This is a genomic window from Hyphomicrobium sp. (genome assembly GCF_041659645.1).
Lineage (GTDB): Bacteria > Pseudomonadota > Alphaproteobacteria > Rhizobiales > Hyphomicrobiaceae > Hyphomicrobium_B.
Genome location: NZ_JBAZXX010000002.1, coordinates 833,133 through 854,785 on the forward strand (window position 1 = coordinate 833,133; position 21,653 = coordinate 854,785).

Annotated in this window: 22 protein-coding genes and 1 other RNA gene; 11 read left to right on the forward strand and 12 right to left on the reverse strand. The window is 60.3% G+C overall.

What is annotated here, in order from left to right; genetic code table 11:
- Positions 1-3: 3 nt before the first annotated feature.
- The 6 genes from WC811_RS08950 to WC811_RS08975 all read left to right on the forward strand — a co-directional run bounded on the left by WC811_RS08950 (position 4) and on the right by WC811_RS08975 (position 6,613).
- Entirely contained in the window at positions 4-687 is a 684-nt protein-coding gene (locus WC811_RS08950) for a MotA/TolQ/ExbB proton channel family protein (RefSeq protein WP_372643245.1), read from the forward strand.
- Positions 687-1,139, forward strand: coding sequence for an ExbD/TolR family protein (locus tag WC811_RS08955; protein ID WP_372643247.1), 453 nt, complete (start codon positions 687-689; stop codon positions 1,137-1,139). Before WC811_RS08950 ends, WC811_RS08955 begins: the two co-directional genes overlap by 1 nt.
- Positions 1,140-1,157: 18 nt before the next feature.
- A complete protein-coding gene (locus tag WC811_RS08960; protein ID WP_372643249.1) occupies positions 1,158-1,877 on the forward strand; it encodes an energy transducer TonB in 720 nt (239 codons plus the stop codon).
- A gap of 241 nt (positions 1,878-2,118) precedes the next feature.
- Positions 2,119-2,940, forward strand: coding sequence for a sensor histidine kinase (locus WC811_RS08965; RefSeq protein WP_372643251.1), 822 nt, complete (start codon positions 2,119-2,121; stop codon positions 2,938-2,940).
- Between the two features lie 14 nt (positions 2,941-2,954).
- Entirely contained in the window at positions 2,955-4,976 is a 2,022-nt protein-coding gene (locus tag WC811_RS08970; protein ID WP_372643253.1) for an ATP-binding protein, read from the forward strand.
- Positions 4,977-5,167: 191 nt separating this feature from the next.
- Positions 5,168-6,613 carry a mannose-1-phosphate guanylyltransferase/mannose-6-phosphate isomerase gene (locus tag WC811_RS08975; RefSeq protein WP_372643255.1) on the forward strand — a complete coding sequence of 482 codons (1,446 nt, stop codon included), beginning with the start codon at positions 5,168-5,170 and terminating at the stop codon, positions 6,611-6,613.
- A gap of 45 nt (positions 6,614-6,658) precedes the next feature.
- Here the strand turns inward: WC811_RS08975 and pssA are convergent, their stop codons facing one another.
- From pssA to WC811_RS09010, 7 genes are all read right to left on the reverse strand, one after another.
- Positions 6,659-7,573: a CDP-diacylglycerol--serine O-phosphatidyltransferase gene (pssA, locus tag WC811_RS08980; RefSeq protein ID WP_372643258.1), complete on the reverse strand. Its 915-nt coding sequence runs from the start codon at positions 7,571-7,573 to the stop codon at positions 6,659-6,661.
- A 94-nt stretch (positions 7,574-7,667) separates the two neighbouring features.
- Positions 7,668-8,381, reverse strand: coding sequence for a phosphatidylserine decarboxylase (locus WC811_RS08985; protein WP_372643261.1), 714 nt, complete (start codon positions 8,379-8,381; stop codon positions 7,668-7,670).
- Between the two features lie 56 nt (positions 8,382-8,437).
- Positions 8,438-9,913 carry a Do family serine endopeptidase gene (locus WC811_RS08990; RefSeq protein WP_372643264.1) on the reverse strand — a complete coding sequence of 492 codons (1,476 nt, stop codon included), beginning with the start codon at positions 9,911-9,913 and terminating at the stop codon, positions 8,438-8,440.
- Between the two features lie 127 nt (positions 9,914-10,040).
- Positions 10,041-10,226, reverse strand: coding sequence for a DUF2065 domain-containing protein (locus WC811_RS08995; RefSeq protein ID WP_372643266.1), 186 nt, complete (start codon positions 10,224-10,226; stop codon positions 10,041-10,043).
- Entirely contained in the window at positions 10,223-11,122 is a 900-nt protein-coding gene (gene hflC / locus WC811_RS09000; protein ID WP_372643269.1) for a protease modulator HflC, read from the reverse strand. Before hflC ends, WC811_RS08995 begins: the two co-directional genes overlap by 4 nt.
- A gap of 2 nt (positions 11,123-11,124) precedes the next feature.
- Entirely contained in the window at positions 11,125-12,339 is a 1,215-nt protein-coding gene (hflK, locus tag WC811_RS09005) for an FtsH protease activity modulator HflK (protein WP_372643271.1), read from the reverse strand.
- 240 nt (positions 12,340-12,579) lie between these two features.
- A complete protein-coding gene (locus WC811_RS09010) occupies positions 12,580-13,104 on the reverse strand; it encodes a dihydrofolate reductase (protein WP_372643273.1) in 525 nt (174 codons plus the stop codon).
- Positions 13,105-13,344: 240 nt separating this feature from the next.
- Here WC811_RS09010 and WC811_RS09015 point away from each other — a divergent pair, with 240 nt between their 5' ends.
- Complete coding sequence (locus tag WC811_RS09015; RefSeq protein WP_372643276.1) at positions 13,345-13,746, forward strand: hypothetical protein; 402 nt, start codon at positions 13,345-13,347, stop codon at positions 13,744-13,746.
- Here WC811_RS09015 and WC811_RS09020 read toward each other — a convergent pair.
- The 4 genes from WC811_RS09020 to WC811_RS09035 form a co-directional block, all read right to left on the reverse strand.
- Entirely contained in the window at positions 13,743-14,537 is a 795-nt protein-coding gene (locus WC811_RS09020; protein ID WP_372643278.1) for a thymidylate synthase, read from the reverse strand. The genes WC811_RS09015 and WC811_RS09020 overlap by 4 nt on opposite strands.
- Positions 14,538-14,599: 62 nt before the next feature.
- Positions 14,600-16,576 (reverse strand): caspase domain-containing protein, encoded by a 1,977-nt coding sequence (locus WC811_RS09025; RefSeq protein WP_372643280.1) that lies wholly within the window; start codon positions 16,574-16,576, stop codon positions 14,600-14,602.
- A gap of 35 nt (positions 16,577-16,611) precedes the next feature.
- The gene (locus WC811_RS09030; protein ID WP_372643283.1) at positions 16,612-16,935 is read right to left on the reverse strand and encodes a hypothetical protein; all 324 of its coding nucleotides are present in this window, start codon (positions 16,933-16,935) and stop codon (positions 16,612-16,614) included.
- A 123-nt stretch (positions 16,936-17,058) separates the two neighbouring features.
- On the reverse strand, positions 17,059-17,817 hold the full coding sequence (locus WC811_RS09035) for a lysostaphin resistance A-like protein (protein ID WP_372643285.1): 759 nt from the start codon (positions 17,815-17,817) through the stop codon (positions 17,059-17,061).
- Positions 17,818-18,056: 239 nt separating this feature from the next.
- Between WC811_RS09035 and ssrA the strand changes: the two genes are divergently transcribed.
- From ssrA to WC811_RS09050, 3 genes are all read left to right on the forward strand, one after another.
- Positions 18,057-18,454, forward strand: a transfer-messenger RNA (tmRNA) gene (ssrA, locus tag WC811_RS09040).
- An 89-nt stretch (positions 18,455-18,543) separates the two neighbouring features.
- On the forward strand, positions 18,544-19,215 hold the full coding sequence (locus WC811_RS09045; RefSeq protein WP_372643288.1) for an SspB family protein: 672 nt from the start codon (positions 18,544-18,546) through the stop codon (positions 19,213-19,215).
- Positions 19,216-19,425: 210 nt separating this feature from the next.
- Positions 19,426-19,854: a DoxX family protein gene (locus WC811_RS09050; protein WP_372643290.1), complete on the forward strand. Its 429-nt coding sequence runs from the start codon at positions 19,426-19,428 to the stop codon at positions 19,852-19,854.
- An 18-nt stretch (positions 19,855-19,872) separates the two neighbouring features.
- Here the strand turns inward: WC811_RS09050 and WC811_RS09055 are convergent, their stop codons facing one another.
- Positions 19,873-20,262 (reverse strand): GFA family protein, encoded by a 390-nt coding sequence (locus WC811_RS09055; protein ID WP_372643292.1) that lies wholly within the window; start codon positions 20,260-20,262, stop codon positions 19,873-19,875.
- A gap of 162 nt (positions 20,263-20,424) precedes the next feature.
- On the opposite strand from WC811_RS09055, the gene WC811_RS09060 reads away from it, so the two are divergent.
- The gene (locus WC811_RS09060) at positions 20,425-21,552 is read left to right on the forward strand and encodes a linear amide C-N hydrolase (protein WP_372643294.1); all 1,128 of its coding nucleotides are present in this window, start codon (positions 20,425-20,427) and stop codon (positions 21,550-21,552) included.
- The last annotated feature ends 101 nt before the right edge of the window (positions 21,553-21,653 follow it).

Below are 21,653 nucleotides of genomic sequence, written 5' to 3' on the forward strand. Positions count from 1 at the left end.
GCGATGAACCCCTTATTTTTGATGTCCCAAGAAATCGCTACGAAAGATCTTTCGGTTCTTGGCCTCTTTCACCACGCCGACATTGTCGTGAAGTCGATCATCATCGGTTTGCTCGTGGCCTCGGTCGTCTGCTGGGCGATGGCGTTCGAGAAGTTCGTCCGCGTGTGGATGCTCAATCGCGAAATCGGCGTGCTCGAAAAAAGCGGCAAATCGGCCAATCTTCCGCAAGCACGCGCCAGCAGCCTGATCGGTTCGGTCGGCGACGCGGCGCGCGTCGAGTGGAGCGAAAGCGCGACGGATGCTTCGACCGGAGAGGTGCGCGACAGGCTTGAAGTCGCAATGCGCGCCGCCGTCAGACGGAAGCTCAAGGGCATCGAACAGGGCCTGCCGTTTCTCGCGACGCTTGGTTCGGCGGCGCCGTTCATCGGTCTTTTCGGCACCGTCTGGGGCATCATGAACTCGTTCACCGCGATCGCACAGCAGAAGGATACGAGCCTCGCGGTCGTTGCTCCGGGCATCGCCGAAGCGTTGTTTGCCACGGCCGTCGGTCTTGCTGCCGCCATTCCAGCCGTTATTTTCTATAACCAGATCACGGTTGCGCTTGGGCGTGCGTCGGATCGCGTCACGCCAGCCGTCGTAAGTCTTGCGCGGACGATGGCCCGGCGCGGCCTTGAAGGTGTGAACTAATGGGAATGTCCGTCGGCAGCGGCTCGGGAGGAGATGACAGCGACAGCTATAAGCCTCTCGCCGAAATCAACGTCACGCCGTTCGTCGACGTCATGCTGGTGCTGTTGATCATCTTCATGGTCGCGGCACCCCTTATGGTGCAGGGTGTGCCGCTGGAATTGCCAAAAACGTCCGCTTCCAAGATCGGCGCGCAGAAAAAGCCGATGGTCGTTTCGCTGGCACCGGACGGAAAACTCTACATTCGCGACGAGGAAGTGACGCGCGAGACGCTTGTGTCGCGTCTCGAGCAGATCAAAGCTCAGGAGGGCGACTCCGTCGTTTATGTCCGAGCCGATCGAAAGATTCCTTATGGCGACGTGATGGAGTTGCTGGGTCGCGTTGGAGATTCGGGTTATGCCCGCGTCTCGCTGCTTTCCCAACCGGCGCCATCAGGGGCGAGCGCCAACAACTGAGGACGAGAGCCGCCCGGGATGTATTTGCGAGCTGCCGCCATTCTCCTGTCTCTCCTCGTTCATGGGGCGATTGGCTACGAGATGCTTCCGCATTTGCAGAATGCCGACGTTCAGACGATGGACGTGGGCAAGGGTATGGACATCATGCTGGTGCAGGGAAGCGCCCCCAGCAATAGCGTAGAGAAGGGCGACGCGGCCGAGACGCGAGTCCTTACCGAGATCGCTGCAATGCAGGCGGCGCCGCCGCCTCCGCCCGAGGAAAAAAAGCCGGACGAGTTGCGTGACGTCATCTCTTCGGCGGAAAGTTCCGTCGACCAGGAGGTCGTAAAGACGGAAGAACCACCGCCGCCTCTCGATACGCCACCGCCGCCACCCGAAGTCGCGCAGACCGTCAACCAGCCTGCACAAGTCGCGGTGCTTGAAATCCGTAGCGCCGGAGAAAGCTCGGGTGGAAACGCCAAGGCGTTCGGGCGCTACATGGGCGAAATCAACAATCGCGTGCAGAAGGCAAAGCGATACGCGCGTAGCAAGGCAACGGGCATGGTCGTCGTCCAATACACGGTCGGCGTCGACGGACAGCTCCTGTCGAAAAAAATCGTGACGAGCTCGGGTTACAAGGCACTCGACGAGGCCGCCACGGCGACGCTCGACCGCGCTGCGCCTTTTCCGCCGATCCCGCCTGAGGTCAGCGCCAATGCGTTGGCCTTCACGCAATCCTTCAATTTCGCGGTGCCCTGAGCGCACGTCCGATGGTGGATGCCAGGCGCGAGAAGCCGCAGCGAAACACAATATCTTAACCTCTTGAAACGTCGCGTTGCGCCCTTGCCCACCTGGCCGCACACGCGGGGTTAACCTTGAGTTAGGTACTCCACCCTAAATTGAAGCAGGCTATCGTCACCGCGTTGGGCTGCGTTCTATGGTGTTTGGATCGGTTGGACAGACAAAACCCAACTCGTTAATGGACGAGTACGCGTCGCTATTGAGCGATGCGGTATTGCGTCATCGCGCGCGCGTCGCCGAGCAATCGGCACGGATCGAAGCCGAACTCGCCAACAAAGTGAAATCCGAATTCATCGCGAACATGAGCCACGAGCTCAGGACGCCGCTCAATACCGTCATCGGCTTTTCGAAGCTTTTAGCCCAGCACAATCAGCGCCAGCTGCCAGACAAAGACATCGTCGAATACGCGGCCTTGATCCACGATGCGGCGGAGCATCTTCTTTCCGTCATCAACGACATCCTCGATATCTCGAAGATCCAGAGCGGGAAGTACACGCTCGACGCGCGGGAAGTGAACGTCGCGGAGATCGTGTCCGGCAGCGTCAACGCCTTCCAGATGATGGCAAGTGAAGCGCATGTCGATTTGCGGTCCGACATCGGCGCCGATGTGCCGGCCATTCGCGGCGACCCGACGAAGCTGCGGCGGATCTTCATGAATATCATTTCCAACGCCCTCAAGTTCACGCCGGCGTCCGGCATCGTCGACGTGATCACCCACCGCGGCGCCGGGGGCGGCGCGATCGTGGCTATTCGAGACAGCGGCCTTGGCATGACCGAGCAAGAGATCGACGTCGCCATGACGCCGTTCGGTCAAGTCGACGGAGGGCGCTCGCGTTGGCGCGAGGGCGCTGGCCTCGGCCTTCCGATCGCAAAAGCTCTGGTCGAACTTCACGGCGGACGCCTCGAAATTCGTTCAAAGAAGGGTTCCGGTACCGATGTCGTGATCGCCTTCCCGGCGAGCGACAGCGTCAGCCCGGTGGCTTCGACACAATCATTCACCCATTTCGCTTCGCACCCCTGACAACCGGATCCTGAATGCAAGGCAGCGGCACCCAGAATTTGGCTATTGGCAGCTCTGATAGCTCCATCGGCCGCATCGTCTCGGTTACGGGATCGAAAGCGATCGTCCTCCTCGACGGCGCCGGAGACCTCCGCGCCCGCTCGCCCGACGGCCGTCCCGAGATGGGCACCTTGCTCGCGATCGAGACAGGGAGAACAACGGTTCTCGCAATCGTTTCGGCATTGAGCGTTCCCGTGCCGTCGCAGCGTGAGGGAGACGGCGAAGTCTGGATTGCGGAACTCGGCCTCGTCGGCGAACTCGCAAGCGCGGACCAAAGCGGTCGTGTTTCGTTCAACCGCGGCGTTACCGCTTATCCGGCGCTCGGCGATCGCGTTCGGCTGGCGCACAAATCGGAACTCGAAGCCACGTTCTGCGGCGATACATGCGCGATGATCCGCGTCGGCGCCATTCGTCAGGACGCCAGCATTCCGGCGATGGTGCGCGTCGACGAATTGCTCGGCAAGCATTTCGCTATTCTCGGCACCACGGGCACCGGCAAATCGTGCACGACGGCGCTGATCCTGCGATCCATCGTCGAAAAGAACCCGGCTGCTCACATCGTATTGCTCGATCCGCACAGCGAATATGCGACGGCATTCAGTGAATGGGCGGAGGTCATCTCGCCGCGGAACATGCAGCTTCCCTATTGGCTGCTGACCTTTGAAGAGATTGCGGAAGTTCTCGTCGGCGATGGCGAACGCAAGGCGGAAATCGAGATCCTGCAAGACCTCATCCCGATCGCAAAGGCACGGTACAGCACGGGGCGCGCCGGAGAACCGGCAAAAGCGCGGCGTGGCTTGGGGGATGCGAGCCGCTACACCGTCGATACGCCGGTGCCCTATCGCATTTCAGACATTCTCTCGCTCATCGACGAACGCATGGGCAAGCTCGAGAACAGGAAAGATCTCGCGCCCTACCGCGTTCTCAGGAACCGCATCGAAACGATCTCGCAAGATGGCCGCTACGCCTTCATGTTCGGATCAAGGACCGTCTACGACGGCATGGCGCAGGTTCTCGGGCGGATCTTCCGCGTTCCGGTCAACGACAAGCCAATCACCATTCTTGAGCTGACGGGCATTCCGTCGGAAGTCGTCAACGTGGTCGTCTCGGTTTTGTGCCGTATGACATTCGACTTCGCTCTTTGGAGCGAAGGACAAGTTCCGGTGACTCTCGTCTGCGAAGAAGCGCACCGTTACGTGCCCGCGAATTCGACGCTTGGATTTGAGCCTTGCAAACGTGCGATTGCCAAAATCGCCAAGGAAGGGCGCAAGTACGGCGCCTCGCTTTGCATCGTCACGCAACGCCCAGCCGAAATCGACCCCACGATCCTTTCCCAGTGCAACACCGTCTTCGCGTTGCGCATGTCGAACGACCGCGACCAAGCGATTGTCGCGTCGGCCGTCGCCGACACCGGCGCCGGTCTTCTGGAATTCCTGCCATCGCTCGGACAGCGTGAAGCGATCGCGTTCGGAGACGGCATGGCGCTGCCGGTGCGTATCAAATTCGATGAATTGCCGAAGCACGCGTTGCCGAGATCCTCGTCCGCGAATTTCTCCGAACGATGGCAGAAGCCGCTGAACGACGAAGGCTTCCTCGACCAGATCGTCGAACGCTGGCGTGCGTCCGGCATCCCTGTGGCCGCCGATGGCTCGCTCCAGATGGCGATGATGGCAAACGCGCTCGGCTTGTCGTCGTCCTCGGCCGCCGCGGAAGCGCCCCCCGCTCGCGAGATCGTGCCGGAGCCTGCAGGCTATCGGCCGCCAATTGCTCCGCCGTCGCCCTATCCGAGTTCGCCGTCCTCGTCGGCGCGCCCGACCGGTTCGCTCGTGCGGCGCGATGCGCCTGCCCCGGCCGCTCCGGCTGCGGCGCGCGGTTACGATGGTTTGGCTCCCCCGGCCTCCCCACCACCATCGGGCGGGAAGGCAGCACCGGCCAGCAGCGGCCCCATCGACACTCTCCGCTCACTCCGCGAACGGCTGGCGCGGCCCTCAAGTTAAGACTTTGCCGAGAGGCGACGTCTCGCTGCGGAATGATTTCGCGCAACTCCCGGGGGACGGCGCGCGCCCCTCGCCATCGGAACCAAGCGTGTTTGTAAAATCGTCATTTAACCGATCAACGCGCGTTCTCTTGCACCGCAACGCGCCGCACTCTAGATCTTAATCATAGCGTGCGAGGGGTTGGCCGTTCCATGAGCAACATCTATCCGGTGATTTTGTCTGGGGGGTCGGGAACGCGGCTTTGGCCACTCTCGCGTTCGATGTATCCGAAGCAGTTCATTCGCTTCTTCAATGGCCAAGACACTTCGTTCCTCGGCGCGGCGTTAGCGCGGCTACCTCAAGAGGCTGGGTTCGAGCCGCCTATTCTGCTCTGCAATAACGATCACCGCTTCCTCGTGCGCGAGGAACTCGATCGTGCCGGCATCGAGCCTCGCGCCATCATTCTTGAGCCAATCGCGCGCAACACGGCGCCGGCGATTGCGATCGCAGCGCTTGTCGCCATGAAGGATGACCCCGACGCTATTCTCGCCGTCATGCCGTCGGATCACGTGATAGCGGACGAGACACTCTTTGCGGAGAGCATCCGCCGGGCAGCGAAGGTCGCCGAGACGGGCAGGCTCGTTCTTTTCGGAATCACGCCGACCGAGCCTCATACGGGCTATGGTTATATCAAGCGCGGTGCGGCGCTGCCAGAATTCGACGGCAAAGCCTTCGGCGTCGATAGCTTTGCCGAAAAGCCCGACCGCACCACCGCGGAGGGCTATCTGGCGGATGGCTCATATTTCTGGAACAGCGGAATTTTCGCGCTCAACGCCAAGACCTTTCTCGAAGAGGTCGAGCGCTACGAGCCCAAGATTTTGGAAGCCGCTCGTGGTGCTCTCGCGGGCGCAAGCGAAGACCTCGGCTTCCTGCGTCTCGATAAAACCGAATTCGCGACGTCGCCGAATATCTCTATCGACTACGCCGTCATGGAGAAAACTCAGAAGGCCGCGATCCTACCGATCGATGTCGGCTGGAACGACGTCGGCTCATGGTCATCGCTCTGGGATATCGCGCCACGGGATGAGAAGGGTAACTTCATCAAGGGCGAAGCTGTTCTTGAAGATACGTCGGGATGCTACGTCCACTCCGAGAAATCGATCGTTTCGACAATCGGCGTCAGCGATCTCGTGATCGTCAACACCCCCGACGCGCTGCTGATCGCGGACAAGAGTCGCACGCAAGACGTCTCCAAGATCGTGCAGCGCCTGAAGCTATCGAATCGGAAAGAGCAGGAGCAGCACCTCAGGAATTACCGGCCGTGGGGTTATTTCGAGACGCTCAACATCGGTCCGCGGTTCCAGGTGAAATTGCTGCACGTGAAGCCCGGCGGCAAACTCTCGATGCAAATGCATCACCATCGCTCCGAGCACTGGATCGTCGTGCAGGGAACGGCACAGGTTTCCATCGGCGAAAAAGAACAGCTCGTCCGCGAAAACGAGAGCGTCTACATTTTCGCGACGCAATGGCACCGGCTGCAAAACCCCGGCAAGGTTCCGGTCGAGATCATTGAGGTACAGATCGGTTCGTACCTCGGCGAGGACGACATCATGCGCACGGACGATATCTACAATCGCCAGCCCGAAGAGACGAAGTAACGGCGGGAAGCGGCGGCGCCGCTTCGATGTTCGCGTCTCGGAGATTTACTTCGATGGGTCGGACGGGCGGAATGTGAAGACGCGGCCAGTGGTCTGCGGTTGTCCCGCCCCGTTTCCGTCTGGTGCACCCGACTGCGGCGGCGCAGAAGGCGCTACGCTTTCGTCCTCGCACTTGTCGCGGAACGCACGCCAGCTCAGCGGAATGAAGGCGAGGTAGAGGCAGGTCAGCACCGTCAGCGTTTCGTAGGGATAGGTGAAAAGAAAGGCGACGACACCAATTGCGACGACGAAAATCGGCAACACCCATTCGCGGCGAACGCGCTCACCCAGCAGCTTGCCGGAATACGTCGGGATCGACGACACCATCATGAAGGCAATGAAGACGGTGTAGACGAGCACGATCTTCAGCGCCCACTGGGCTTTTGTTTCGTCGAGACCGAGCTGATAGAGATACAGCGGCAGGAGCACGACAATTGCCGCTGCCGGCGTCGGCATCCCCATGAAATAGTTCGACTGCCATTTGGGCTTCTCGTCATCGAGGGCGGCGTTGAAACGCGCTAAGCGCAGCGCCGAGGCGAGCGCGAAGATCATCACGCAGATCCAGCCCGCGCTTTTTAGATCTCCGAGGCCCCAAGTGAAAATCAGGAAGGCGGGCGCGACGCCGAAGTTGACGAAGTCGGCGAGGCTGTCGAGTTCGGCGCCGAAGCGAGACGAGGCCTTCAAAAGGCGGGCGATGCGGCCGTCAATGCCGTCGAGGCAGGCCGCAAAGACGATCGCGGCAACGGCCAAATCATAGCGGCCTTCGATGCCCATGCGGATTGACGTCAGACCGGCGCACAGCCCGAGAAGCGTGAAGAAGTTCGGGACGAGCATACGCACCGGGACTCGCCGATGCCGAAACAAGGACCGACGCCGGCGGCGGCGCATATCGGTCTCGATAAATGGTTCCTCGGGATCCATGGCAGCCTCCTTGCCGCACGCTGAATGATATCGGGCCGAATTGCATCTGCCCAAATTACATCATGCTGAAGGCGGCGAAACGCGCCGCAAACGATCAAGCTCGACGCGCTTCGCGTTCCGGCTCCGACGCGTGCAGATCCGCGAAAACTGTTTCCCCCCCAACGGCGCGCTGACCGACGCTGACGAGGGCCGTTTTTCCCGGCGGCAGATAGATATCGACGCGCGATCCGAAGCGGATCAGCCCGAATCGCTGGCCGACACCCAGGGTGTCACCGATCTCGGAAAAGGTCACGATCCGCCGAGCCACGAGACCGGCGATTTGCACCACGCCGACATCGCCGTCGGTTGGCGTCTCGACGACGATAATGCGCCGCTCGTTGTCTTCGCTCGCCTTATCGAGGGCGGCATTCAGGAATTTGCCGGGGACGTAGAGCGACCGGATGATGCGGCCGGCGACGGGCGAGCGATTGATGTGAACATCGAACACCGACAGAAACGTCGAGATACGGACACGCTCTTCTGAGCCCATGCCGAGTTCGGCCGGCGGGACGATCTTCTCGATCCCCGAAATCTTGCCGTCTGCCGCCGAGACCACCAGCCCAGGCCGGAGTGGGGTCACCCGCAGCGGATCACGGAAAAAATAGATGACCCATGCCGTGATACCGGCGCAGAGCCAGCCCAGCGGCGGATAAAGGAAAAAGAACAGCAGCGTCACGGCAGCCGCGATCGCGATGAACTTGTGTCCATCGGGATGCACCGGCGAGAGCTGGTCAAAGATCGTATCGAGTAGGCCGTGACCGTCGGACACCAATTATCTCCTGTCGCAATCTTGGGCGTGAATTTTAAATGGCGATAGCACGCCCGCTACGACACCGGTACGGCGACAAAACGAAGGTCGCCCTTCGCGTCCTCGACCCGGAGTAGAACTGCTTTGCGGCCTGACTTTTTCACCTTGTCGATGCTCTTGGCGAAGTCATCGGGATCAGAGACGGCGTCTTGAGCGGCTTCGACGATCACGTCGCCCGGCTTCAACCCCTTGGTCGCAGCTGGGCTTTGCGGATCGACGGCCTCGACGACGACGCCTTTGATCTTGGCGTCGAGGCCGTACTTTTTGCGCAGGTCGTCCGACAAGGGCGAAAGCGTGAGGCCGATGATGGTGGAGCCCTTCGGATCTTCATCCTCCGAACCGTCGTCGCTCTTCAGATCGCTGGCGTTGTCGTCATCTTCTTCGAGGCGCCCGACGGTGACCTGCGTGCTCTGCTTCTGGCCCTTGCGTAGAAGCTCGACGTCAACAGCCTTGCCGATCGGAGCCTGCGCCACGATCTTCGGCAGGCCGCGCATGCTCGTCACATCCTTGCTATCAAACCTCAGGATGACGTCGCCCGGCTGCAATCCGGCTTTCGAAGCTGGACTGTCGGGCGTGACGGCGGCGACGAGTGCGCCGACGTTTTCTTCGATTCCCAGGGTATCTGCGATGTCATCGGTCACGGACTGAATCTTGACCCCCAGCCAGCCGCGGCGGACTTCGCCGTATTGCTTCAACTGGTCGATGACGTTCGAAACAGTATCGGAGGGCACGGCGAAGCCGATGCCGATCGAGCCGCCGGTCGGGGAAATAATCGCGGTGTTCACGCCGATCACATCGCCGTTCATATTGAAAAGCGGACCGCCGGAATTGCCTTTGTTGATGGCGGCGTCGGTCTGCAAATAATCGTCGTAGGGGCCTGAATTGATATCGCGGCTCTTGGCGGAGATGATGCCCATCGACACCGAGCCGCCGAGCCCGAACGGGTTGCCGATAGCCATGACCCAATCGCCGACTTCGATCGTGTCGGAAGATCCGAACTTCACGTCGGAGAGCGGCTTCTTCGGCGTCACTTTGAGAAGCGCGAGATCGGCCTTGGTATCGCGGCCGATGATCTTGTCGACGACGAGCTTCGAGCCGTCATGGAAGTTGATGTCGATTTCCTCGGCGCCCTCGATCACGTGGTTGTTGGTGACGATCAGGCCTTCCTTGCCGTCGATAACGAAGCCTGATCCGAGAGACGAAATCTTGCGGTCGCCGTGGGGGACGCCGCCGCGCTTGTTGAAGAAATCATCGAAGAAGTCTTCGAACGGAGCGCCCTTCGGCACCTTTGGCAGCGGCACACCGGCCGGACCTTTGACGGTCTGCGAGGTCGAGATGTTCACGACGGCGTTGGAAAGGCGTTTGGCGAGCGGGGCGACAGACGCGGGGCCATACTGGAATGTCTCCGCTCCCGCGTTCGACATGCCAATCAGCGGGCCGATCAACAGACTGAGCCCCAAGCCGATAAAAACCGTGGAACCTTTCGTTATCATCGCGAAGAACTCCAAGTCTGACCGGCGCCGGGGATGTCCGCAGGATATGCTAGCTCGCCCAATATCAAAGCGTGAACATGGCAAGGTAGCATACCGCCGAGCCACGGGAATAAGTTGCTGTTCCGACTTATCCCCGGGCGAGCCAGACGACAAATACGCCAACCGCCACTGCGGCCAAGGCGCAGCTCTGGATGCGGCCGGTGCTAAAAGTCGCAATCTCTTCAACGGCTCGCCGCGCCATTTGCGGCGCGGCGGCCCATAGGAACCCCTCCACGACGAGGGCGATACCCAGTCCGGCCAGGAGGTCGTTCATCGTTGCGGCGCAGGAGCGGCCGCGACTGGGGCTTTGCCGTTAGGGTCTTCAAAGTAGCGGAAGAATTCGCTGTTGGGCGACAGCAGCATGCGGGTGTCTTCCGGCTTCAGCGCGGCCGTATAGGCCTGCATCGACCGATAGAAGCGGAAGAAGTCCGGGTCTTGGCCGAAGGCATCGGCGAAGATGCGGCTGCGTTCGGCCTCGCCGTCACCGCGGAGTTCGTCCGATTTCTGGGTCGCGGTCGCCTTGATGATCGTGACGGCCTTGTCGGCGTTGGCGCGAACGCGATTGCTTTCGGCTTCGCCTTGCGCCCTGAGCTCGGTCGCCTCGCGGACACGGTCGGCCCTCATCCGGTCGTAGACCTTCACCAGGTTTTCCTGCGGAAGGTCGGCGCGCTTGATGCGAACGTCGACGACCTCGAGACCATATTCGCGGCCTTCCGAGTTCACCTGCGCCGCGATCTGCTTCATGAGGCTTTCGCGTTTGTCCTTTACGACCTCTTGCAAGGTGGCAGAACCGAGAACGCGGCGGATCTCAGATTCGATCAGCGGACCGACGACCTCGCGGACGCGGTCTTCGTAGCGGACGTTCTGATAAAATTTCAGCAAGTCGATGATGCGATAGCGCGCGTAAGCATCGACGATGAGGCGCTGCTGATCGGACGCCGTCACTTCCTGCTCGGTCGTGTCGAGATCGAGGATGCGCTTATCGAACTTTTCGACGGTGTCGATGAACGGCATCTTCCATTTGAGGCCCGGCGTCGTGATCGCCGGGAGCGCCCGGCCGAAGCGAAGCACGAGCGCCTGCTCGTTCTGATGGACGATGAAGGCGGACGAGTAGAGCGCCACCACGGCGAGGCCGAGAACGGCCAGAATAAAAGCGAAGAACGCGCGCATGTCTATTTCGCTCCATCCGTGTCGGTGGTGGTCGGCTGATCAGCAGGGCGCTTCTGGAGTTGCTCAAGCGGCAGGAACGGGACGACGCCCTGGCCGTTGCTCTTCTGATCGATGATGATCTTGTCGGCGCCTGTCAGCACACGCTCCTGCATTTCGAGAAAGAGCCGTTCGCGCGTTACGTCAGGCGCCTTCTTGTATTCCTCGTAAACCTTGAGAAAGCGCGCGGCCTGACCGGTTGCTTCCGCGACCGTCTGATCGCGATAGCCTTCGGCGGCGGCAACGATACGGTCGGCGTCGCCGTGTGCGCGCGGCGTCACCTGATCGGCGTAGGTCTGCGCCTGCTTGATAAGGGTTTCCTTTTCCTGAGCCGCTGCCGCAACCTCGCGGAACGAGCGGATGACTTCGTCAGGCGGATCAACTTCCTTCAACTGGACCTGGTCGATCTTGATGCCGGCGCCGTAATAGTCGAGCGTCTTCTGCATCAGCTTCTGCACGCTTTCCTGCGTCTGCTGACGGCCGCCTGTCAGCAACGGCTGCAGACTGGACTGACCTACGACCTCACGCATCGCGCTTTCGGCCACTTCGCGAACGGTCGTTTCCGGTTGCGCGATGTTGAACAGGAACTGCTTGACGCCGGTGTCGCTCGTCGCCGGATCGGAATTCGGGCTGATGCGCCAGAAGACGACGAAGCGAACATCGACGACGCTGCCGTCGCCGGTCAGCATCAGGCCGCTGTCGCGGCTACCGGAAATGCTGCGGCCGGAACCGACCTCGATCGTCCGCTGCTGCGTAACTTTCGGCAGCCGAACTTCTTCGATCGGATAAGGCAGACGCCAGTGCAGGCCCGGCGGGTCCCAGCGCTCGAACTTGCCGAAGCGCAAGACGATGCCCTGCTCGTCCGGGTTGACGCGGTAGAAGAAGCCGTAGAACACGCCGCCCGCCAGAATAAGCATCGCGATCAGAAACAGGAATGGTTTCGGGACGCCGCCACCGATGCCGCCGCCACCGCCGTTGCCGCCACCGCCGCCGCGCATCACTTGGCGCATACGATCCTGGCCGCGACGCAGAATTTCATCGAGATCGGGCGGCTCCTTGCCGCCGCCACCGCCGCCCTGCGGGCCCCAAGGCCCCTGGCCCCACGGGCCGCCGCCGCCCTTGCGGCCGCCGTTTCCCCCGCCGCTGCTGCCGCCACTACCGCCTTGACTACTCCAGGGCATAAACCAGGGCCTCTTTTGAATTTGAGTTGAAAATCGAGATCGTGCCCCCTCGGCCCGCCGTGATGTTGGCGCCAAGCTGACGCCGGATGTAAAACATGCACTGCAACGGCCTGAGCAACGTAGATAAAACCAGATTTTGCGGAGCTTATAGGGCAGGGCCCGATTGATCGCAAATTCCCGTTCGTTTGGCTAACCGCAATTAGGGGCGGCCGGACGCGGCTTCAAGGGCGATTGCCCATTTCAGGCGCTCTGCTTTTGACGATCGTAAACGAAAAGGGTCGACGCGTGGTCGTCACGCGGGCCTTGGGGCAGCGGTTCGCGGTTTGTCTCGCGCCATTCGGTGGCGTCGAGGTGTGAAAAATGCCGGTCGCCTTCGATTTCGGCGTGAACACGGGTCAGATAAATTCGATCTGCAACGGGGAAGGCGGCAGCGTAAACCTCGGCGCCGCCGATAACCATGATCTCGTCGGCGCCCCGCGTTTTCGCGAGAACGCGGCCGAGCGTCAGCGCGTCGGTGACGGTATCGCAGGTCGAGACGCCCGGAGCTTCGAACGCGGGATCGCGCGTGACGACGATATTATCGCGCCCGTCGAGCGCCTTACCAATGGATTGGAACGTCTTGCGGCCCATGATGATGGGCTTGTCCATCGTCAACCGGCGAAAGGTCTTGAGGTCCGACGACAGGTGCCACGGCAGGCCACCGGCCCGGCCGATGACGCCATTTTCCGATACGGCGACGATCAGGGATACGACTGTGTCATTCATCGACGACCGCATAGCAACGGCGGGCGTGCAAGGCAAACGATCTGAAATCGTCAGCCGAGAGCGAATTCGGTTGAAATGCTCTTTTCGGCAACTTGCTCATTCTACGAAGCGCGTTCTAGCCTTTGCCTCAAATAGGGGAAAACTTGGGGTGGGGAAATGCGATTGGGGAGATCCCGCACGATCGCGGCAATGATCGTATGTGTGTCAAGCGGCGTGATCGCTAGCGGCTGCGCAGTTTATATGGCGGCGCATCAGCCGGATGCGAAGGACCTTACGGTCCTTTCGGCGGGCCAACCGCGAGCTAATTTAATTGCCGAGTTGGGACCGCCCGTGAGCACCCAGGTTGATAAAGGCGTTCGCACCGACATTTTCAGTTTCACACAGGGATACAGCGGCGGCGCAAAAGCTGGGCGCGCCGTTCTGCATGGAGCCGCGGATATTGCCACCCTTGGTTTGTGGGAAGCGGTCGGAACACCCACAGAAGGTTACTTTAAGGGGTCACAACTCAGCGCAGAGGTGACTTACGACGAACACGATCGCGTAACGCGCGTTGTCCCATTGAAGGGATCGGAAGAGATCCAGGCGGTTATGACGAAAGCCAATACGCAGGGCGATCGAATTGAAACGTCAAGCACACACTAAACCGCGACCGGGGCTTTGATGTGCGGCAGAGGATCGTAGCCCGCAAGCTCGAAGTCTTCGTATTTGAAATCAAAGATCGAGGCGACGTCGGGGTTAATCTTCATCGCGGGCAGCGCGCGCGGCGTCCGCGGCAACTGCAGGTCCGCCTGTTCCAGATGATTGAGATAGAGATGGGCGTCGCCGAACGTGTGCACGAACTCACCGGGTTTCAGCCCTGTCACTTGCGCCATCATCATCGTCAGCAATGCGTAGCTCGCGATGTTGAACGGAACACCCAGGAAGATGTCGGCGGAACGCTGATAGAGCTGACAGGAAAGCTTGCCGTCAGCGACGTAAAACTGAAAGAGACAATGGCACGGCGCCAGCGCCATCTTGGACAGGTCGCCGGGGTTCCACGCCGTGACGATGATGCGGCGGGAATCCGGATTGCGCTTCAGATCGGAGACAGCGTTTGCGATCTGGTCGATGGTCGTGCCGTCGGCGGCTTCCCAACTGCGCCACTGCTTGCCGTAGACGGGCCCTAAATTGCCTTCCGCGTCGGCCCAATCGTCCCAGATGCTGACGCCATGCTCTTTCAGATACTGGGTGTTCGTCGCACCCGCGAGGAACCAGAGCAATTCGACGATGATCGACTTCACATGCAGCTTCTTGGTCGTGACCAGCGGAAAGCCGTCGCTGAGGTCAAAGCGCATCTGATGGCCGAAGACGGACAGCGTCCCCGTGCCGGTGCGGTCGGTCTTTTTCGTGCCGTGGTCGCGCACTCGGCGCAGAAGTTCGAGATATTGCTGCATGGTTTTGACTTAGCGCGATTCGTAAACGGAGGCTGCTCGCGGACGTTGTCCTATCGCAGCGGTTACGGATTGCCGCTCGGCGGAGGCGTTACGGCGTTTGAATTGCTCGGCGGCGGATTTAGCGTTGAGCCGTTAAAGTTGTAAAGATCAGACGACGCGGGCTTTTCGCCCAACGTCCAGCCAGAGGCAGGAGCCTTCCACCCCCCTAACTTTTTGACCTCGTCCAGGATTTTTGGATCGAATTTGTTGATCTTGGAGGGTGGCGACGTCGAGGGGATGAGATCCTCCGAAGAGCCAAGGCCAAGATGCGAGCCGGTTGGACTGAACGGATTGTTCAGAGTCGCGGGGGGCAGGTTATTTTTGGTAAGGCCTTTGAAATCCGCCGGCTGGAGCTGAAACTTCGGCTTATCGGACGCCGGTTTGATCAAATCCGCGAGCCATTGACGGCCCCCGTCCACCAACGCGCCAAGGTTGCCGTAGTTGTTGTAGGCAAATGTCGCGGTGCCAATCACGAACAGAATAACCGCTACAGCAATCGCTCCAAGAATCGTCAGGCCGACACCGGCAAGGGACCATTCTTTGATGCGTTCGGTGCCCTTCCATTTCGGCAGGAGCGTTGCCGCTTCCTTGGCGTGGCGGCCGCTCGGCCATTCATTTATGTAGCGCTCAAGAACAGAAACCGTTCTCTGCTTCTGCACTTCGATCCAAAGACGGTCGTCGCCGCCGCCTTCGAGGAGACGCGTGGCATACTCGCGGCGTGCGCCGTTCGGCCAATTCCCGAGATAGCGCTCGTAGCAGGCGCGCGAATGCGTGTTGTCGAGTTCCTTCTCATGCACTTGCTCGACCGCATCGAGCCGCTTCTTAACTTCTGGCGCGTGTTTCGATGACGGAAACGATTCAAGAAAATTGCGAAGCACCGCGGCCGAGAATTGATCGGCGAGCCCCGACACCGACATCATGGCTTTGACGTTCGTGTCCCAGGCCAAATCCGCGCCGCGGTCGCCTAAAATTTTCTCCGCGTTTGCCTTGAGTGCGCCCTCCGGCCAGCGAGCGAGAAAGGCCACCAGGCCATCGATGCCCCTTTCCTTCTTCGCGGTTTCGAAATCGCGCGCTTCCTTGATCTCGTCGATTTTGCGGAGGGCTTCCTCGTTGAAACGGCCGGAAGGCCACTGAGCGTCGAAGGCTTCGTACGATGCGATGGTATCCGCGCGTTGAGCTTTTTCCCAATCGCGTTCTTCTTCGAGCGCTTTCAGAAGAGCAGACGCTTCCTCCGAAGCGGGGACCGGCGTCGGGATGCTCGCGACGTGCTTCAATTGAATTTCGGTGCCGCCCATAGAGCCGTAGAACGCCGGCTCCTGAACGCTGTCGGTCGCGCTGCGGACATCATCGCGGATTCGGCCGATGACGAGACGAATGTCGGTATTGGGCGTCTCGATATGCTTCAGCAGCGCCGCTGCGAACGGACTGTTCGCGCCCTTTTTGCCGTCCTTCGCCTGCGTGCCGTGGCGCGCGGCATAAGCGACGAGCGTGTTGCCGCTGAAATCGGGCGGGGCGGCGAGGCCTCGCGACAGCATCGAGCGGGTTGCTTCGATACCCTGCATCTGGCGGCGAAAGGGATTGTCGCGGCAGGCGTCGAGGATGACGAAGCGGAAGCGGTCGGCGCCATCGACCGCGCGCATTAAGTCGGACAGGCGGGTCGTCTCGAAGGCGAGGCTCGAAACGTCCGCGAGCTCGGCGTCGACGGGCAACAGATAGTTCTCGCCGTCGAGTTCCATGCCATGACCGGCATAATAGACGAGGGCCATGTCGGCCTTCTTCGACAGCGCTGCGAATTGCTTTAACGCTTTGTCATGGCCGGGCTTGTCGAGGTCGAGATATTGCTGCACCGGATCGAAATCGAGACGCCTCAGGGCTTCCGCGATCGCGGCGGCATCCGTCTTCGGATTGGCGAGCGGTGGCCCGAGCCGGTAATCGGCATTGCCGATCACGAGCGCTACGCGGCGGCCGGTCTCCTGCCCATCCGAAGTTGCAGTCGCCATTTCGACGATCCTATCCGGCTCTTGCCCGGCCCGCGTCAGCTCTCGGTCTTCGGCAAATTCTCGATGACGCTGTTGACGATCATTTCGGCTTTTTCCTTGCTGACGCCGGCGGGAGGCTTGGCGTCGGCAACGACAAATTCGCGGACTTTCGCGGTATCGCGATATTCTTTGTAGATGTCCCAGGCGAGGCTCGCGGTGTGGACGATGAAAGCGCCGACCTCGACGGCTTGACTGACGTTCGCCCCCCAACTGCGGGATTGCTCGCCGCTGATGGCAGCTTCGGTCTTGGCCGGAATATCCGCGCCGAGTTCCGGCGCAAGGTCTTTTGCGACAAGCCGCGCCAAATCATCCGCCGTCATGCTTTTCTCCCATTCCCCGCAACGCTCTCGCGCCGGATTTTCAGCGTTCCACGCGCATTGTGGCGCGTGCGGAATGCCCTGACAAGAACCGCCGCATCCCCGCATCGTCCCCAACGCCGCCATTCAGCCGGAGCCGACTAAGCCGCCCTGCGCCTGGACCATGAGCAGTATGATCAAAGAATTGTAGGCACCATGACACACGATCGGCGTCAGCAGGCCACCGGTTCGCTCGCGCAGCCATGCGAGATACAATCCGATGAGCGTGATGGCGCCCAGGCCGTAGACGGAATAATTGGCGTGGAGCAGCGCCCACGATACCGCCGTGATGACGGTCGCCCCGGCGAAGCCCAGAGGCGACGATCGCAACGCCCCGAAAATCAGACCTCGAAACAAAAGCTCTTCAGCCAACGGTGCACCGATGCCCGCCGCTACGAGGATCAGCCACCAGGTCCGGGATGTCATCATCTCGGAAAAAGGCTGGAGATCGTGGCGAAGCGCGTCGGGGTTGAAGGCGAAGACGATTGAGGCGAAGCAGGTCGCCAGCGCGATCAGGGCCAGGACGGAGAGCGCTAGGGTCTTCAAGCCGCCGGGCGGCATCGAAAACTTCAAGATGCTCGCTCCGGTGGTGCGCCGCCGGTATGCGTCGGCCAACAGGACCGAGGTGATGGTTACGAGCTGGAAGGCAAAAAGAGACGACGCAACCCTGGCGGTGAGCAGGGATTCCATCTCGCCGGCGGCAAATGCGCGAGGCTCGTGGATCCCGCTCCAGACATCGAACGCGGCGGCCGCGCCGTAGCCGGCGCCGGTTGCGAGAGCGACGATCGCGATGGCCACGAACGCCGTGGCGAAGACGCCTTGCCAAGGACGAAATCCGTTTTCCACGGGGGTTTTATCCGGTGCCCTCTCCGGAGCCTTATCTTGCGACGAAACGCTCACTCTATAAAGTCCTCGTTATTAAACTTTGGCCGCCCAGCGCATCCGGCCTCCGCAAATTGGCCGCGTTGGGAGATGTCATGCCCCATTTAGCAGCTCCGCGAACCGCTCAATCGCCACCCGAACACCTCCTGGCAGTCGACAACCGGCAACAGGATTTCCGGGACAAGCGGGCCTCGGCTATCGAAATGCTTTGTTTCGTAAGAAATGCCCCTTATATTCGGAGGGCTGGCTCTGCCAGCTATGGTGATAAACGCGGTCGTAATAAGCCGATCGGACCCGGGGGCGGTACCCGGCGCCTCCACCAAATTATCTTTGCCGCGCCCTGCGGCCGGCTCTCCGGAGAGTCGCAGGGCGCCGGCAAGGACTTATGGGGGCGAAATAGGATCGACGAAGGCGTAAAGGATTTAGCTTTTGCCCGGCATGATACCACCGTTATCGGGTCATACAGAATAGTTGCCAATGACAACTATGCTGAGGTTGCTCTCGCTGCGTAATGCAGTGCGATTAGCCTGAACTTGAAGCCCTTACTCCTAGCAGGGTAAGGCGCGGTCCGGAGGGCACCGGGCAACAGAAGCCCTCCACCTTACATCTTTCATGCGGCATGGACTTGACGGGACGGCAAATCTGATCTCAGAGGTCAGTTGAAATTTGAGTGGGATTGAAGGCTGAGGCATGGCATCGGAGCCGTCCATAGATTACGCGAAACTGCAACAGGAGGCGATGCGCGGAGTCGTGCGCGCCGTTCTGCAACAGATCGTAAAGACCGGGCTGCCCGGCGAGCATCACTTTTACATTTCCTTCCTTACGCAGGCGCAAGGCGTGATCCTTTCGAAGCGTCTCAAGGAAAAATATCCCACCGAGATGACGATCGTCCTGCAGCACCGCTTCTGGGACTTGATCATTTCGGACGATCGCTTCGAAGTGAAGCTGACGTTCGACGGCATTCCGGAACGCCTCGTCGTGCCGTTCGCGGCGATCAAGGTCTTCATCGACCCGAGCGTCCGTTATGGTCTGCAATTCGACGAAGAGGCAGCTGAGCGCGATGCGCCGCCGGCTCCCCGTATCCTCAATGCCGACGCAACCTACGACGATGCCGGAACCGACGCTCCGCGCACGCAGGCGAAGAAGCCGCGGGCACCCAGAAAGTCCCGAGCTGCCGACAAGGACGCAACGATCGGCGCACCGGCTCTCGCGGCCGTCGAGTCGGCGCATTCGCTGCCGCCCAATCCGGAGCCCGCGACGCGCGCCGGAGAGCATCAGCCCAAAGATGCTGACGAGACGGCGGCCGAGAAGCCGCCCGAAGGCGCTAAGATCCTGAGCCTGGATCAATTCCGGAAGAAATAGGCTTTGTCTTGCAATCGGTGACACGCGCGCAGCGGGCGGACGCCGATCGTCCGCCAGCGGAACGCGCATTTCGCCTTGGCACGCTTTTTTGCGCCTTTGGCGCCGCGGCTCTTGCTATTTCAGACCCATTTGGCCAACTGCGGTGCACTGACGTCTTCACTACGGCCGTGGTCCTATGCGGCTGCAATGGAATTAGGCTGGAATGCTGCCATGAATGAAATTTTTGCTTGTGAGAAACTGAGAGACCCTCTCATTCTGCTCTCACGCATTTTGCTCTCGCTTCTCTTCATTATATTCGGCTGGCCGAAGCTCGTCGGGTTTGGTGCGACGGAAGCCTATTTCGCCAGCATGGGCCTTCCGTTCCCGTTCCTCGCGACGGTCATCGCTGTCGTCATGGAACTCTTCGTCGGCCTAGCCATCGTCTTCGGTTTCTTGACTCGGCCGCTCGCCGTCTTGCTTGCATTCTATACGCTTGCGACGGGGCTCGTCGGCCATGCCTTCTGGAACATGACCGGGCAGGCGGCCGTCGATGCAGAAATCAACTTTTACAAAAACGTCGCCATCATGGGCGGCCTGTTCCTGCTCTACGTTACCGGCGCGGGGCGCTACTCTTTGGACCGGTGGATGAGCCGCGGCTGATCGGCCCTCGCACGCCAGCTAAAACCACAGATCGCGGACGCAGCGGCCATCGCGCGGGAGATCGTCGAAAGTTACGAGACCGTCGAAGTGGTCAACGGGAATAGCGGCGACGGCATCGAGCTCGGCAAGACGAAGATTGACGGCGATGCGGCGGCGACCGTCCTTGCCTATACCGAGTGAACGCCAATAAGCGACGCACCCGCACTCGGGACAAAAATGAAAGCCGATTGCCTTGCCGCGAACGTAGGCTTTCGTCTGGCCCGAGACGTGGATGCGTTCGCCCTCATAGTCGTAGGACCAGAGCGCACCATAGCGGCGACAGACTGTGCAATTACAGGCGGTGGTATCCGGCGGCGTGCCCGCGAACGTCCAGCGCACGGCGCCGCAGTGACAGGATCCTTCGAGCATTTTCATCTGTCTCCAATTGCTGGAGCCCGCAAGCAACATGTAGAGGAACGACATTTCCTTGTATAATCGGGGAATGTCACGGTGCCGATAATTGACCGCGCCGTTTTCCGATGAAAGACCTTCTCCGGCATTATGCTCAACGCAAGCAAACGGGGAAGACCTATGCATTTTCGTTCGACGGCGAGAAAGTTGCTTGAGGCGTGTCTTGCCGTTTCGCTCGCGTGTTCCGGCGTGACGCCGAGCTTCGCCTGCACGTCGATGGTCTTCAAGGCGCAGGACGGCGCTGGCATATACGCGCGCACGATGGAGTGGGGCGCGTCCGACCTGCATTCGCAAATGGTTCTGGTACCGCGGGGGACCAAATTTTCGTCAGAGCTGGCGGTCGACAAAACCGGCATGACTTGGAAGACCAAGTATGGCTACGTCGGCATCAACGCCAACGGACTTCCCTTCGCGGCCGACGGGATGAACGAAGCAGGGCTTGTCGTCGGCTTGCTGTATTTTCCGGGCTTTGCCGAATATCAAAAGCCGACAGACGACACGACAGCCAAGACGATCAGCAATGTCGACGTCGCGAATTACCTGCTCGGAAACTTCAAAACGGTCGAAGATGTGCGGCACGTCATGCCGACGATCCGTGTCGTCCTCAACACCGCGATCCTCGCGAAGTTCGGTGCACCGACGCCAATGCATTACATCGTCGCCGACGGGAGCGGGGCGTCGATCGTTATCGAATATACGAAGGGCAACCTGTCAATTTTCGACAATAAAGTCGGCGCCATGACGAATGCTCCAAGCTACGACTGGCACGTTCTTAACTTACGCAATTACGCGAACCTCAAGCCGCTCGGAGATTCCCCAGCGCGCAGCATTAACGGCGTTTCCATCGCGCCGTTCGGTGCGGGCAGCGGAATGCTTGGTTTGCCCGGAGATTTCACGCCGCCTTCCCGGTTTATCCGCGCGGTCGCTTACGTGCAGACGATGGAACCGGTGAAGGACGCCAAGGAAGGTGTCAGCGCAGCGGCGACGATGCTCAACAACTTCGATATTCCGAAGGGGCTTGTGCGTGAAGGCAAGTCCGAGAAAGACTATCATCTCGGTTTCACGCAATGGTCGGTCATCGGCGATATGCGGAACAAGGTCTATTACTATTGGACAATGTACGACCGTCGCATGCGTAGCGTCGACCTCAAGAAACTCAATTTCGATGCGAAGAAAGTTACGAGCTTTCCTCTCGACCGCGTGCGGACCGAAGACATCGAAGACCGCACCAAGGATTTGAATCCCTGATCAAGCATTGAGACGGACGCTCCACCAACCACGTCATCCTCGCGCGCTCGCCGCTCGGGGATGACAGGGCTTGTTTACGAAAACCGCTCGACAAAGCGCGT

Excerpts from the sequence above, each read along its gene's own strand:
- WC811_RS08950 (WP_372643245.1), top strand. The coding sequence starts at position 4 with ATGAACCCCTTATTTTTGATGTCCCAAGAAATCGCTACGAAAGATCTT.
- WC811_RS08955 (WP_372643247.1), top strand. The coding sequence starts at position 687 with ATGGGAATGTCCGTCGGCAGCGGCTCGGGAGGAGATGACAGCGACAGC.
- WC811_RS08960 (WP_372643249.1), top strand. The coding sequence starts at position 1,158 with ATGTATTTGCGAGCTGCCGCCATTCTCCTGTCTCTCCTCGTTCATGGG.
- WC811_RS08970 (WP_372643253.1), top strand. The coding sequence starts at position 2,955 with ATGCAAGGCAGCGGCACCCAGAATTTGGCTATTGGCAGCTCTGATAGC.
- WC811_RS08975 (WP_372643255.1), top strand. The coding sequence starts at position 5,168 with ATGAGCAACATCTATCCGGTGATTTTGTCTGGGGGGTCGGGAACGCGG.
- pssA (WP_372643258.1), bottom strand. The coding sequence starts at position 7,573 with ATGGATCCCGAGGAACCATTTATCGAGACCGATATGCGCCGCCGCCGG.
- WC811_RS08990 (WP_372643264.1), bottom strand. The coding sequence starts at position 9,913 with ATGATAACGAAAGGTTCCACGGTTTTTATCGGCTTGGGGCTCAGTCTG.
- WC811_RS08995 (WP_372643266.1), bottom strand. The coding sequence starts at position 10,226 with ATGAACGACCTCCTGGCCGGACTGGGTATCGCCCTCGTCGTGGAGGGG.
- hflC (WP_372643269.1), bottom strand. The coding sequence starts at position 11,122 with ATGCGCGCGTTCTTCGCTTTTATTCTGGCCGTTCTCGGCCTCGCCGTG.
- hflK (WP_372643271.1), bottom strand. The coding sequence starts at position 12,339 with ATGCCCTGGAGTAGTCAAGGCGGTAGTGGCGGCAGCAGCGGCGGGGGA.
- WC811_RS09010 (WP_372643273.1), bottom strand. The coding sequence starts at position 13,104 with ATGAATGACACAGTCGTATCCCTGATCGTCGCCGTATCGGAAAATGGC.
- WC811_RS09015 (WP_372643276.1), top strand. The coding sequence starts at position 13,345 with ATGGCGGCGCATCAGCCGGATGCGAAGGACCTTACGGTCCTTTCGGCG.
- WC811_RS09020 (WP_372643278.1), bottom strand. The coding sequence starts at position 14,537 with ATGCAGCAATATCTCGAACTTCTGCGCCGAGTGCGCGACCACGGCACG.
- WC811_RS09025 (WP_372643280.1), bottom strand. The coding sequence starts at position 16,576 with ATGGCGACTGCAACTTCGGATGGGCAGGAGACCGGCCGCCGCGTAGCG.
- WC811_RS09030 (WP_372643283.1), bottom strand. The coding sequence starts at position 16,935 with ATGACGGCGGATGATTTGGCGCGGCTTGTCGCAAAAGACCTTGCGCCG.
- WC811_RS09045 (WP_372643288.1), top strand. The coding sequence starts at position 18,544 with ATGGCATCGGAGCCGTCCATAGATTACGCGAAACTGCAACAGGAGGCG.
- WC811_RS09050 (WP_372643290.1), top strand. The coding sequence starts at position 19,426 with ATGAATGAAATTTTTGCTTGTGAGAAACTGAGAGACCCTCTCATTCTG.
- WC811_RS09055 (WP_372643292.1), bottom strand. The coding sequence starts at position 20,262 with ATGCTCGAAGGATCCTGTCACTGCGGCGCCGTGCGCTGGACGTTCGCG.
- WC811_RS09060 (WP_372643294.1), top strand. The coding sequence starts at position 20,425 with ATGCATTTTCGTTCGACGGCGAGAAAGTTGCTTGAGGCGTGTCTTGCC.